14 protein-coding genes and 1 riboswitch are annotated in these 12,580 nt (G+C 68.5%); of the genes, 1 reads left to right on the top strand and 13 read right to left on the bottom strand.

The genetic code is table 11. From position 1 onward, the window contains the following. Nucleotides 1–20: 20 nt before the first annotated feature. From LWW89_RS06400 to LWW89_RS06340, 13 genes are read right to left on the bottom strand one after another with little or no spacing between them, the layout of a single operon-like run. Nucleotides 21–437, bottom strand: coding sequence for a cobalamin biosynthesis protein (locus LWW89_RS06400; RefSeq protein ID WP_293262902.1), 417 nt, complete (start codon nt 435–437; stop codon nt 21–23). After that, a complete protein-coding gene (locus tag LWW89_RS06395) occupies nt 434–1,210 on the bottom strand; it encodes a cobalamin biosynthesis central domain-containing protein (RefSeq protein WP_293262899.1) in 777 nt (258 codons plus the stop codon). Before LWW89_RS06395 ends, LWW89_RS06400 begins: the two co-directional genes overlap by 4 nt. A 2-nt stretch (nt 1,211–1,212) precedes the next feature. Beyond that, nucleotides 1,213–1,704 carry a GNAT family N-acetyltransferase gene (locus LWW89_RS06390; protein WP_293262896.1) on the bottom strand — a complete coding sequence of 164 codons (492 nt, stop codon included), beginning with the start codon at nt 1,702–1,704 and terminating at the stop codon, nt 1,213–1,215. Next, nucleotides 1,697–2,476, bottom strand: a complete 780-nt coding sequence (gene cobI / locus LWW89_RS06385; protein WP_293262893.1) for a precorrin-2 C(20)-methyltransferase — start codon at nt 2,474–2,476, stop codon at nt 1,697–1,699. Before cobI ends, LWW89_RS06390 begins: the two co-directional genes overlap by 8 nt. 3 nt (nt 2,477–2,479) lie before the next feature. Then, a complete protein-coding gene (cbiE, locus tag LWW89_RS06380; protein ID WP_293262890.1) occupies nt 2,480–3,769 on the bottom strand; it encodes a precorrin-6y C5,15-methyltransferase (decarboxylating) subunit CbiE in 1,290 nt (429 codons plus the stop codon). Then, nucleotides 3,762–4,928: a cobalt-precorrin-5B (C(1))-methyltransferase gene (locus LWW89_RS06375; protein WP_293262970.1), complete on the bottom strand. Its 1,167-nt coding sequence runs from the start codon at nt 4,926–4,928 to the stop codon at nt 3,762–3,764. The genes cbiE and LWW89_RS06375 overlap by 8 nt, the downstream gene beginning before the upstream one ends. Nucleotides 4,929–4,956: 28 nt before the next feature. Then, nucleotides 4,957–5,637, bottom strand: a complete 681-nt coding sequence (locus LWW89_RS06370) for a precorrin-8X methylmutase (RefSeq protein WP_293262887.1) — start codon at nt 5,635–5,637, stop codon at nt 4,957–4,959. 3 nt (nt 5,638–5,640) lie between these two features. Continuing rightward, complete coding sequence (locus tag LWW89_RS06365; RefSeq protein WP_293262884.1) at nt 5,641–6,600, bottom strand: sirohydrochlorin chelatase; 960 nt, start codon at nt 6,598–6,600, stop codon at nt 5,641–5,643. Between the two features lie 9 nt (nt 6,601–6,609). Beyond that, complete coding sequence (cobM, locus tag LWW89_RS06360) at nt 6,610–7,413, bottom strand: precorrin-4 C(11)-methyltransferase (protein ID WP_293262881.1); 804 nt, start codon at nt 7,411–7,413, stop codon at nt 6,610–6,612. 25 nt (nt 7,414–7,438) lie between these two features. Next, nucleotides 7,439–8,278 carry an ABC transporter ATP-binding protein gene (locus LWW89_RS06355; protein WP_293262878.1) on the bottom strand — a complete coding sequence of 280 codons (840 nt, stop codon included), beginning with the start codon at nt 8,276–8,278 and terminating at the stop codon, nt 7,439–7,441. Continuing rightward, nucleotides 8,275–9,036, bottom strand: a complete 762-nt coding sequence (cbiQ, locus tag LWW89_RS06350; protein ID WP_293262875.1) for a cobalt ECF transporter T component CbiQ — start codon at nt 9,034–9,036, stop codon at nt 8,275–8,277. Before cbiQ ends, LWW89_RS06355 begins: the two co-directional genes overlap by 4 nt. Beyond that, nucleotides 9,026–9,400 carry an energy-coupling factor ABC transporter substrate-binding protein gene (locus tag LWW89_RS06345; RefSeq protein WP_293262872.1) on the bottom strand — a complete coding sequence of 125 codons (375 nt, stop codon included), beginning with the start codon at nt 9,398–9,400 and terminating at the stop codon, nt 9,026–9,028. Before LWW89_RS06345 ends, cbiQ begins: the two co-directional genes overlap by 11 nt. After that, the gene (locus tag LWW89_RS06340) at nt 9,397–10,065 is read right to left on the bottom strand and encodes an energy-coupling factor ABC transporter permease (RefSeq protein ID WP_293262968.1); all 669 of its coding nucleotides are present in this window, start codon (nt 10,063–10,065) and stop codon (nt 9,397–9,399) included. The genes LWW89_RS06345 and LWW89_RS06340 overlap by 4 nt, the downstream gene beginning before the upstream one ends. 160 nt (nt 10,066–10,225) lie before the next feature. Then, nucleotides 10,226–10,447, bottom strand: a riboswitch (cobalamin riboswitch). A gap of 132 nt (nt 10,448–10,579) precedes the next feature. Here LWW89_RS06340 and LWW89_RS06335 point away from each other — a divergent pair. Continuing rightward, nucleotides 10,580–12,544 carry a PhoX family phosphatase gene (locus LWW89_RS06335; protein WP_293262869.1) on the top strand — a complete coding sequence of 655 codons (1,965 nt, stop codon included), beginning with the start codon at nt 10,580–10,582 and terminating at the stop codon, nt 12,542–12,544. The last annotated feature ends 36 nt before the right edge of the window (nt 12,545–12,580 follow it).

Raw genomic sequence — 12,580 nt, 5'->3', positions numbered from 1 at the left:
AGTGAATGCAGTTGTCGGGCTCAGGGCAGCAGGGCGATGGAGACGGTGGCATTGCGCCCGTCCGGGCCCCGCAGCTTGTGTTTTTCGATCAGCAGCCGGCTCATGTCGGTGCCGGCGGCCAGCAGGGCGGCAGCCTCCGAGACGGAAGGGGTGCCGGTGTATTTGCGTACCGTCTCCGATGGGTTGGGTACGGGTACGGTGGCCAGCACTTCCGGCGGATAGAAGGCGAGGCTGAGGCCGAAGCGTTCGGCGAAACTCAGCAGGCCCACTTCGTCCGCCTTCAGGGTGATGCTGGCAACCGCCGCCACCTGTTCAGGGGCGAGGCCGGCGGCGGCCAGGGCTTCCTGCACTGCCTGGGCAATGGTGGCTTCCGGGGTGCCCCGGTCACAGCCCAGGCCCAGGGCCACTTTCCGGCTGGCCTGGTATTCGTGGCTCAAGCGCCTTGCTCCACGGGGGGCCGGTAGGTGACCAGACGGCCCGCCAGTCGGGGCGCCAGTTCCAGCGGCAGGGTGCGGTGGCTGATCCACAGCACGGCGGCGACGGCGTCGAGGTCCACGTCTTCCAGGCAACTGAACAGCTTGATGTTGGCGGGCAGGGGACCGTTGCGGCCGTTGGCGTGGCGGGGCCACCAGTCGGGGCTGCCGGCTTCCTGCACCAGGGCCACGGGTTCGTCGTTCACCACGGCGGCGCTGGCCTTCACCACCTCGTCATGGCTGGCCTCGAAGGTCCAGCCCAGCTCCCGCCCCAGCAGGTCCACGCCCAGGGTCTGGCGGGAATCGGAGGCGGTAGTGAGCACCGGCGTGGCGCCCAGGGCCTGAGCCAGGATGCCGGCCAGGGCATTGGCGCCGCCCAGGTGGCCGGAGAGCATGGGGATGGCAAAGCGGCCGGCCTCGTCCACCACCACCACGCCCGGGTCCTGTTCCTTGTCCTTGAGGAGGGGGGCGATGAGACGCACCAGGGCGCCCAGGGAGACGATGGCGACGATACCGTCGAAGTTGGCGAAAAGGGCGGGAATCTGGTCGCCGGTCTTGCCGCTGTAGCAGGAGGCGACACCGGGAGCAGCGGCTTCCGCCTCGGCCCGGAATTTTTCCGGGGCAAACAGGTGGGCGCCGGGCAGGGCCGCTACCACCTTGCCCGCCAGGGCGATGCCGTGGCGGGTGATGGAGACGACGGCGATTCTCTCGTTGGGGAAGGGGAGGTGTTGGGTCATTTTTATTTTGGGGTTGCGGCCGGGTTGAGGAAAGGCGGGCGCTGCATCGGCACATAACGCACGCCGTTGCGCTGCTGTACCTCGGCGGTAGCGGCAAAGCCCAGGCGTTGATAGACCGGTACTGCGTATTCAGAGGAATTGACCGTCACCGGCATGGCCGGATCGAGGTGGGGTTCCAGGGCCTGCCATAGCTGGCGGGCAATGCCCCGGCGATGGGCGGCGGGGGCAACGAACAGGTGGTGCAGGTGGGCCGGCCGGTGCAGGGTCAGCACGCCGAGCAACTGGCCACCCTTTTGCCCCTGTTCCTCGGCGCACAGGCAGAGGTAGTCCCCATCGGCCAGCAGGCCGGCAATGGCGGCCGGGCTGAAGGTGGCGAGAAAAGGTTGGGCAGCCGGGGCACTGCCGTCGGCGACGAAATAATGGGTCAGGCTGCCGATGAGGGCAGCGATGGCCCCGGCATCCGCTGCGGTAGCCGGGCGGATCGACTCAAGCACTGGCCGCTTCCTTGCGCTTGCGGCAGCCCCGGCGCAGTTCGCCGCGTTGGCGCTTGGGGTTCTGCACCAGCATGAGGGAGAGGTAGTTCACCTTCTCGCCCTTCAAGGAAGCCACGTCACGCACGATGCGCTCGTCGGGGGAACCCACCTTTTCGATGAAGCAGCTGGTGGTGAGCAGCTCGCGCCGCTCCAAGAGGTCCAGCACCTCATCCACCAGGGGCTTCACCTTGAGCAGCACCAGGGTGTCGAATTCGTCCAGCAGGTGGTCGATGACCTCCACGCCGTAGGCGGCGGGGATTACCGCCAGGGTTTCGTCTTCCTCGGCCAGGGTAGTGCCGGTGGTGGCAGCCGCAGCAGCAAAGGAGGACACGCCGGGGATGGTTTCCACTTCAACTTCCGGCACCAGCTCCCGCACCACCCGGGCCAGGTGGCCGAAGGTGGCGAAGGTGGAGGCGTCGCCTTCCACCAGGAACACCAAGTCCCGGCCTTCGCCGAGAAGCTCCACGGTGCGGGCAGCGGCCCGGGCCCAGGCCTTGGCCAGGATTTCCGCATCCCGGGTCATGGGGAACACCAGTTCCACCGCGTCGTCGGGCGTTGCCAGCCCGCCCCGGGTGACGATGGACAGGGCGTAGGAGCTTTCCTCGGCCTTCTTCACCGGGTACAGCCAGCGGGCGCCGGAGTTGAGCACGGCCCAAGCGCGGCGGGTGATCAATTCGGGGTCGCCGGGACCAAGGGAGGCGCCGATGAGGCGGCCGTATTTTTTCTCAGTCATCGCTTAATTCTTCTTTGCGGAAACAATCCAGATCGGGTTTTGCGCCGCCATGCGGTGCATGTCGAGGATGGGCTGGCTGCGGCTGGCCTGGAGCTGGGTCACGTCCCAGGCGACGCCGAATTTCTCCACGGCGGCGTTGAGAGCCGTGGTGGCAGTGGCCAGGTTCTCCAGGGTGACGAAGTTCATCACCAGGCGGCCATTGGGCTTGAGGCGGGTGAGGATCAGGTCGATGAGGCCGGCCAGTTCGCCGCCGGAACCGCCGACGAACACCGCATCCGGGTCCGGCCAGGCGTCCAGCCCTTCCGGGGCCTTGCCGTGGCGCAGGGTGTAGTTGGTGGCCTGGAAACGCAGGGCGTTTTCCCAGGCATTGGCGGCGTCGCCCTCGTTCTTTTCGATGGCGTACACGTGGCCGTGGCGGCACAGGCGGCTGGCTTCCAGGCCCACGGAGCCGGAACCGGCGCCGATGTCCCAGACCACGCTGTCAGGTTTCAAGCCCAGCTTGGCCAGGGATAGGGCCCGGGCTTCCAGCTTGGTGATGAGGCCTTTCTCCGGCTGGCGCTGCACGAAGTCCAGATCATCGAAGCCGAAGATGGCGCGGGGGTCGGCAACCCTGCGTTCCACCAGCACCACGTTGGGGTCGGGGAAGGTCATGGCCGCTGCCTGCTCCAGGGTCAGATCGGGGAACAGCTGCTCGTCGGGCAGGGCCAGCTTGGCGGCCACGGAAAGGCGCACTTCGTCATCGTAGCCAGCAGTCCAAAGCGCCCGGGCCAGGCGGGCCGGGTTGTTGTCCGGGCTGGTGAAGGCAGCCACTTTCGGATACTCGGCAATGGCCCGGATCAGCTTGTACAAGCCGTTATCCGGCGTTGCGCCGGCCTGCCATTCCCCGGCGTCGGCATTGTGGCAGGAGGCGATGCGGTAGTCCTGCCAGGGCCGCTGGAAGCGGGCGAAGGCCAGTTGCAGGGTGGACAGTGCCGGCTGCACGGCAACCGCCTCGGCCCCCAGCTTGCCCACCAGGTAGCTGGCCATGCCGTGGCAGAGAGGGTCGCCGGTGGCCAGGACCACGGTGTGCAAGCCGTCGGCCGCCGCGGCCTGAATCCAGCCCGGAACCTGGCCCAGGGCCCCGTCCATGTCGCGCAATGCGGCGCTTTGCGGCAGGTGGGGCTGGACCAGGGCCAGGGTGCGGCCGGCGCCGACGATCAGGCCGGCGGATTGCAGGCCGTGGCGGGCGGCGTCGTTCAGGCCGGCCCAGCCGTCGTCCAGGATGCCAAGGACGGTGCAGATTGGCTTACTCAATTTCGCTCTCTTCGACGCGGACGATCAGCTGGCCGTCGAAATCGCAGACCAGCACGGTGAGTTGGTAGGGGCCAGGGTGGCAGGAACGCAGGCTCTTCATGGCGCGGATCGCCAAGGCCCGGTGGAAGGCCGCGGTCAGGCCCAGGCCGGCCAGGCGCTCGGCGGCGAAGCGGGCGGTCTCGGCATTGCGGATTTCCTCCACCAGGTCGGGGGGCGCCCCCACCTCGGTGGCGCAATCCGCCAGCAGATCCCGGTCCACCGCTTCCTTCCAGGCGTGGGTCACGGCCAGGCCCTGGCCCATCTTGGTCAGCTTGCCCACCATGGCGCCGATGTAGACGTGCTGCATCTGGCGCTTGATGGCGGTCTGGAAGGCGGCCTTGACGAAGTCCCCCATCTGCACGAAGCAAGATTCCTCCAGTTGGGGCAGCTGGCGCATGGCGAATTTCTCGGTACGGCCACCGGTGGTGAACACCACGCTGGTCTGGCCCTGGCGCGCCGCCACGTCGATGGCCTGGACCACCGAGGCGCGGAAGGCGGCGGTGGAGTAGGGCCGGACGATGCCGGTGGTGCCGAGGATGGAGATGCCGCCCAGGATGCCCAGGCGGGCATTGAGGGTCTTCTTCGCCATCTCCTCGCCGCCGGGCACCGAGATAGTCACCTCCAGGCTATCGCCGGCATCCAGGATCGGCGCGCCGGCCCGGGCCACGTTGTCGCTGATGTTGCGCCGGGGCACCGGGTTGATGGCCGGCCCGCCCACTTCCAGGCCCAGCCCTTCCTTGGTGACGATGCCGACGCCGGCGCCGCCCTTGAGGATGACCTGGCCGCCACCGCCGGGAATGCGCACCACGTCGGCGGTCATGTGGGCGCCGTGGGTGGCGTCCGGGTCGTCGCCGGCATCCTTGATGCTCACGGCGTGGGCGCGCAGGGGCACGCCTTCGCCTTCGACCCGGCCGTCGTTGATGTTGAAGGGAGTTTCCTGGCCGTTGGGCAGGCGGCAAAAAATCTGGGCCGGCACCTGGCCCTGGACCAGGCCCAGGGTGGCGGCCACCGCCGCCGCCGCCGAATTGGCGCCGGTGGTGAAGCCGCTGCGGTTGCCCCGGTCCCGCCTGGCCGTGCCCTTGCGGACCTTTTCGGCTGGCTTGTCCGCTGCTTTTTCCATCGCTTCCGGAGGAGCGCTGTTGCTGGCTTCAGGCGGCATTGCGCTGGCGGGCTTCGGCAATGCCGAGGAGGGCGTGGATGGCGGCCACCACCAGGGTGGAGCCGCCCTTGCGGCCACGGATGACGATCCAGGGCACGTCCTTCACCTCGGCCATCAGGTCCTTGGATTCGGCGGCGGAGACGAAGCCCACGGGCATACCCACCACCAGGGCGGGGCGGGCGCCTTCTTCCTTGATCAGGCGCACCACTTCAATCAGCGCTGTGGGCGCGTTGCCGATGCCGATGATGGCGCCGTTCAGCAGCCCCCGGCGGTGAGCCTTGCGCATCGCCTGCACGGCCCGGGTGGTGTCCTCGGCCTTGGCGGCGTCGATCACGTCGGCGTCGGAGATGAACTGGTGGGTGGTCAGGCCGAAGTGCTTGAGGCGGGTGGCGGAAAGGCCGACGCAGATCATCTCCACGTCCGCCACGATGGGCGTGCCGCCCTTGAGGATGGCGGCCAGGCCCGCTTCCACCGCGCCGGGATGGAAGTCGGTGAGGCCGTTGAATTCGAAGTCGGCGTTGGCGTGGATCATGCGCCGCACTACCGGCCACTGGTCCTCGGCGTAACCATGAGGACCGGCTTCGGCGTCGATGATGGCGAAGGAATCGTGCTCGATGGCGCGGCCAGCGGCGGTGAGCTGTTCGGTGACGACGTTGCTGTTCTGGTTCATGGCTTAGGCGTGAGCGTGATGATCGTGGCTGTGAGTGTGCCCATGGCAATGGCCGTGGCCATGATCGGCATCATGTTTGTGGCCGCAGCCGCCATGGCCGTGATCGTGGGTGGCGGTGTGGCTGTGGTCGTGCAGGTGCTCGTCCTCGGCGGCCAGGCGGTATTTGCAGCCGTCGCATTCGAGCAGGGCCCCCTCCGGCAGCTCGGTCCCGCCCACCTTGGCGTCGAGCAGGTCGAAGACGCCCTTGTCGAAGCCGAAGTGGGTGCCCAGGGCGAAGGCCACCTGGGGGTACTGGCGTTGCAGGCGCTCGGCCTGGGCCTTGATGCGCTCCATGAGCACGCCGGTGAAGAGATAGACGGGGACGATGGCTACCTGGGTCATGCCCAGCTTGACCTGGCGCTGCACGGCGGTTTCCAGGCGGGGCCAGGTGACGCCGGTGAAGGCGATGTCCACCAGTTCGTGGTCGTTTTCCTCGAAGATCCAGCGGGCCATTTTGGCCAGCTCGCCGTTGGCGCCGGCATCCGACGAACCCCGGCCGAGCAGGATGACGCCGGTGGTGCAGGGGTCGGGCATGTCCAGCTGCTTCATCAGCCTATCCAGCTGGCCTTGCAGCACCTCGAAAATCTCCCGGCCCATGCCCAGGTGGCGCACCACCTGGAAATCCACACCAGGGTGGCGCGCCCGGGCCTCTTCCACGGCGTGGGGCAGTTCCATCTTCACGTGGCCGGCGGCATTGAGGATGAAGGGAATGACCACCACGCGCTTGGAACCGTTACGGGCGGCCCGGTCCAGGCCCTCGTCCAGCAGCACCTCGGCGTGCTCGATGAAGCACACCTCGATGCGCCAGTCGGGGTGGCGGTCACGCCACTGGGCGGCGAAATGGAGGATTTCCTTGTTGCCGTCCCGATTGCGGGAACCGTGGCCGACCAGGAGCAGGGTGGTGTCTTGGGCACTGAAGGTCATGGGAATTCCTCAGGAGGCCTCGCCCACGCTGGCTTTGCGGAAGCGGTGGGTGAAGCTGGGGTCGTAGAGCTTGGAGCGGGCGATGTCTTCCCAATCCCGGGCGCCAAGGGCCGGGCTGGCGATGATCATGGCTTGGGCGGCGATCTTCTCCGCCTGGCACTTTTTCTTGATGTCGGCGATGGTGCCGCGCACGATCTTTTCCTCGCCCGGCCAGGAGGCCTTCTGCACCACCAGGATGGGCGCGTCCTCGGGCCAGCCGGCGGCCAGCAGGGCGCGCTGCACCTCGTGCAGCAGGGTGATGGAAAGGAAGATGCACAGGGTCGAGCGGTGGGCCGCCAGGGCCTCCAGTTCCTCGCCCGGGGGCATGGGGGTGCGGCCGGCGACCCGGGTGAGGATCACCGTCTGGGTCACTTCCGGCAGGGTCAGGGTCTCGCCGGCGGCGGCGGCGGAAGCCAGGGCCGACGACACGCCCGGCACCACGGCCCAGGCGACGCCAGCGGCATCCAGGGGCCGGGTCATTTCCACCAGGGCGCCGTAGAGGCCCGGGTCGCCGGTCTGGAGGCGGATCACGATTGCATGGCGGCTGGCGGCGTCGAGCAGCCAGGCGGTCATTTCCTCCAGGGTCATGTCCTTGGAGTCGCGGATGTCGCAGCCCTCGGGAGCGTAGAGGGTGGCGGCCTGGTCCACCAGGGAGCCGGCGAAGAGGATGGCGCCGGCCTGTTCCAGCAGGCGGCGGCCCTTGACGGTGATCAGATCGGGATCGCCGGGGCCGGCGCCGACGAACCAGACGGTGCCCGGGAGGGTAGGGGGCATGGGCATTCTTTCGTGGGTCTTAGGTCTAGCGTTGGATCTCCTGCAAGCGCGCCAGCAGCGCGGTGCAGCTGTGGAGGGGGGCGCCTTCGGCAAGCAGTCCCTGCTGGCGCAGGAGCCGTTGCAGGCCGATCACGGCGGGCAGGCGCAGACCGATGGCGGCCAGTTCGGCCTCGTGGTCGGCCAGGGCCGGTGCATCGAGGCTGGCGGTGCAGCGGCCGGCGGCCATGAGGTGGATGCGGTCGGCCCAGCGGTAGGCGAAGTGGATGTCGTGGGTGGCCAGCAGGATGGTCATGCCCCGGCCGTGCAGGCGCTCCAGCACCGCCAGCAGCTCTTCCTGCATGGCCTGGTCGAGGCCGGCCATGGGTTCGTCGAGCACCAGCAGCTCCGGCTCCATGGCCAATACGCCGGCGATGCACACCCGCTTCTTCTGGCCGAAGCTCAGGTTGTGCACCGGCTTGCGGGCCAGGTCGTCCATGCCCACGGCGGCCAGGGCGGCGTCCACCCGGGCGGTCACGGCGGCTTCATCCAGCCCCAGGTTGATGGGACCGAAGGACACATCCTCCCGCACGCTGGCGGAAAAGAGCTGCCGGTCCGGGTTCTGGAAGACCATGCCCACCTTGCTGCGCAGGGCACGCAGGCCGGCCCGGCCGTAGTCCACCGGGGCGCCGGCATAGCGCACCACGCCGTCGGTGGGGCGCAGCAGACCATTGCAGTGCTGGAAGAGGGTGGTCTTGCCGGCGCCGTTGGCGCCGATCAATACGTTGCGGCTACCCCGGCGGATGGCCAGGGAGCAGCCGTCGAGTCCCATGCTGCCGTCCGGGTAGCGGAAGTCCACGCCGTCCAGTTCCAGGATCAGGTCGCTCACACCGCGCCTCCATGGGCCAGCAGCCCGCCCAGGGCCGCCAGCAGGGCGCCGGCCAGCCCCCCCAGGAGCGTATGGCGCCGAGCATGGGGATGGGGCGTGGGCAGAAAGCGCAGGGGGCCATCGCTGTTGCGGGCCAGAGCGGCCTGGTGCAAGGCGTGGGCGCGCTGCCAGATCTGCAAGGTCAGGTTGGCCGTCAGATCGCCCAGGGCGCGGAAGGTCAGGCGGGAATTGGCATAGCCGAGGCGGGCGGCCTGGGCGGTACGCATGTCGTGCAGGGCCCCGGAGAAGACGAACAGGGTGCGGTAGCACAGCACCATGATGTCGAGCAGCACCTCGGGCGTCCGCAGGCGGCGGGCCAGCACGATCAGGTCGGTCAGGGGCGTGGTCAGCACCAGGAAGAGCAGGGCGGCCAGCCCGGCGAGGGAGCGGCCCGTCACCCGGCTCACCTGATCTAGCCCGGCGCCGGTGACGTGGACGCCCAGACCATCGCCGGGGGCGCGATCCACCGACAGGGCCAGGGAGAGGGCGCTGACCGCGAGGAAGAGCAGGGCGGGGAAGGCCACCCGCAGGTAGAGCCCCAGGGGTACCCGGGCGCCCAGGACGGTCGCCGCGACCACTGCGGCCGTCACTGCCAGGGCCGCTTCCAGCCGTCCGGCGGCGGCGAAGGCGGCCACCAGGCCGCCCAGGGCGAACAGCCCCTTGGCGTCGGGGGCTACGGTGCGCCAGCGGTTGGCGTAGGCCGACTGCTCAATCAGCATGGACGCCCGTTCCGCCGTCCGCGGGCTGGTTGTGCCGCTCGAACTCACGCTTGAGCCGTTCCCGAGTGACCGATACCCCCAGGTAATAGCCGATGAAGCCGGCGCCCAGGGCGGCCTGCAAGGCGAACAGCAGGGAGGCGATCTCCTCGCTGGCGGGTTCCAGCAGGGGCTCGAACCAGGGTTTGTAGTCCGGGGCGATGCGGCCGATCAGGTCCCGGGCCTGGTTGTCGGCGCCGCCGAAAAGCTCCACCGGCTTGCCGTCCGCATCCACGGCGTCCGGGGCCGGCTTGTCCACCAGCCACAGGGGCAGCACCGCCAGCAGGGCCACGGCGGCGAGCAGAAGGAGGTTCTGGCGCTTCTTCATGCCTTGGCCTCCGGCGTGCCCAGCACCCGCATGTCGCGCAGCTCCTGGGGATTGAAGCGGGCCAGGGCGTTGAAAATGACCACGGTGAGCAGCCCTTCGCTGATGGCCAGGGGAACCTGGGCGACGGCGAAGATGCCGGCGAACTTGAGGAATGAAGCGGTAAAGCCGCCCACCGGGTCGGGAAAGGCCAGGGCCAATTGGACCGAGGTGGTGACGTAGGTGAGCAGGTCGGCCAGGCTGGCGGCCAGGAAGATGCCCAGGGCGAAGGGCAGCTTCAGCGCCTGGGCCAGGCGGAACACGCCCCAGGCGGCGAAGGGGCCGACCACGGCCATGGAGAAGATGTTCGCCCCCAGGGTGGTGAGGCCGCCGTGGGCCAGCAGCAGGGCCTGGAAGAGCAGCACCACGGCGCCGATGGGGGCCATGGCCGCCGGGCCGAACAATATGGCGCCCAGGCCGGTGCCGGTGGGGTGGGAACAGCTGCCGGTGACCGAGGGCAGCTTGAGGGCCGACAGGACGAAGGTGAACGCGGCGGCCACTCCCAGCAGCATGCGCTGCTCAGGGTTGGCGCGGATGCGCCGGTTGACCGAGCGGATGCCCCAGGCGACGAAGGGGGCGGACGCGATGCTCCAGCCCACGGCGTGCGCCACGGGCAGGAAGCCTTCCATGATGTGCAAGCGGGTTCTCCCTCGGCGAACTCGAATGGACGCACCAAGGGGATAAAGGCGGATCGGGATCGGACTACAGAGGCGGCGCGGGCAGACCGCGGGAGCGGAAAGCGGGCCGTATGCGGCGAATCATCGAAACCTTCCCGTCACCCCGGGGAATGGTGCAGCTAATGACTCAGGCCGGTCTTCTGGCTCGCCTTCGTTCTCGTCCGCCGGCCTTCCCATGCGCGAAGCACAGTGGCGTAGGGCGGAGTCGTCAGGCTTACAGCAGCGGGGGCTGCGCCGGAATGGTCGAAGATATGGAGGATATCGACGTCACCGGTCTTCCCGTTTCACCAGCGGCATAGGACACGCGGCTGGCACCCGAATCAGCGCGCATGCTAACCGAGAAGCCGCCGGCGAACAACCGGAAAGCCAGGAACCACGGGGTGAAGCGGCATTGCGGCCGGTTGTAATGAAGTGGTCATGCGCGGTTGGGAGAATGCCGCGTCTCCAGCGAAAAGCATTGCCTGCCATGAAATACTTCGACGACGATTGCATCAGCAACGACAGCGCCAACCCGATTCTCGACAAGTTCGTGCAGAACTCCCGCCGCCACTTCCTGTTGGGCGGTATTTCCGCCGCGGCCCTGGCCGGCATGGGCGTGTCCATGCCCACCCTGGCGGCCCAGGCAGCGGCCAGCGCCGGCCGGGTAATGCGCGGCAAGGCCGGCCCGGCCATCGGCTTCCTGCCCGTTTCGGTTTCCCAGGACGACCTGGTGCGGGTGCCCGACGACTACCAGGTGGAGGTGGTCTATGCCTGGGGCGACCCCATCTCCGACGGCCCGGCGTTCAAGCCCGACGCCTCCAACACCGCCGCGGAACAAGCCCTTCAGGCCGGCATGCACCACGACGGCATGCACTTCTTCCCCTTCGTCAAGGACGGCAAGCCCGTTTCCGACCGGGGGCTGCTGGTGGTCAACCACGAGTACGTGGACGATGGTCTGCTCCACCCGGGCGGCATGAACGGTTGGAGCGCCGACAAGGTGGCCAAGTCCCAGGCCGCCCATGGCGTCTCGGTGGTGGAAGTGCGCAAACAGGGCAACCGCTGGGAGGTGGTGCGCCCCTCCAAGTACGCCCGCCGCGTCACCGCCGCCACGCCGATCTGGCTGTCCGGCCCGGTGGCCGGCTCCGACTGGGTCAAGACCGCCGCCGATCCCAAGGGCCACCTGGCCTTCGGCACCTTCAACAACTGCGCCATGGGCGTCACCCCCTGGGGCACCTACCTGACCTGCGAAGAGAACTTCAACAACTACTTCGAAGGCTCGGCCAAGCCTGCCAGCGCCGCTTCCAGCGCCCTGGAAAAGCGCTACGGCATCAATAAGGGCGGCAGCATCTACCGCTGGAACGAATTCGACGCCCGCTTCGACCTGAACCGGCACCCCAACGAAGCCAACCGCTTCGGCTGGGTGGTGGAGATCGATCCGTGGAACCCGATGAAGCCCCCGGTCAAGCGCACCGCCCTGGGCCGCATCAAGCACGAAGGCGCCACCGTGACCCTGGCCAAGGACGGCCGGGTGGTGGTGTACATGGGCGACGACGAGCGCTTCGAGTACCTCTACAAGTTCGTTTCCAAGGACCGCTACGACCCGGCCCGGCCCGGCGCCAACGCCGACCTGCTCGACCGGGGCACCCTGTACGTGGCCCGCTTCGGCGATGACGGCAAGGGCCGCTGGCTGCCCCTGGTGCACGGCCGCCCGGGCCTGACCAGCGACAACGGTTTCGCCGACCAGGCCGACGTGCTGGTCAAGACCCGCCTGGCCGCCGACGCCGTGGGCGCCACCAAGATGGACCGGCCCGAGTGGATAGCCGTCCATCCGGTCACCGGCGAGGTGTATTGCTCCCTGACCAACAACACCAAGCGCGGCGCGGCCGACGCGGCCGCCACGGACAAGGCCAACCCCCGCGTCGACAACGTGTTCGGCCACATCATCCGCTGGCGCGACGAAGGCGGCGCGGCCGGGGATGCCTTCGGCTGGGACATCTTCGCCCTGGCCGGCGACCCGGCCAACCCGGACCCGGCCAAGCGCGGCAACGTCAAGGGTGACGCCTTCGGCAGTCCGGACGGCCTGTGGTTCGATCCGGAAGGCCGGCTGTGGATTCAGACCGACGTGTCCACCTCGGTGCTCAACCAGGGCGATTACGCCAACCTGGGCAACAACCAGATGCTCTGCGCCGACGTGGAAACCGGCCAGATCAAGCGCTTCCTCACCGGCCCCAAGGGTTGCGAGATCACCGGCATCACCCGCACCCCGGACGGCACCACCCTGTTCATCAACATCCAGCACCCGGGGGAGAATCCCCAGGAGCGCAGCGACCCGGCCAACCCCACGGCCATTTCCGCCTGGCCGGGCAACCAGTTCAGCAGCGTCGCCGGGGGGCGGCCCCGCTCGGCCACCATCGCCATCTCGCGCAAGGACGGCAAGGTGGTGGGGATTTAAAGCGGCAGCAACGATTCGCCAGGTAGAAAAAACAGA

Source organism: Oryzomicrobium sp. (assembly GCF_021287045.1).
Classification (GTDB): domain Bacteria; phylum Pseudomonadota; class Gammaproteobacteria; order Burkholderiales; family Rhodocyclaceae; genus Oryzomicrobium.
The sequence above is the reverse complement of the archived record's forward strand: the minus strand, read 5'-3'. Positions and strand labels throughout refer to the sequence as shown.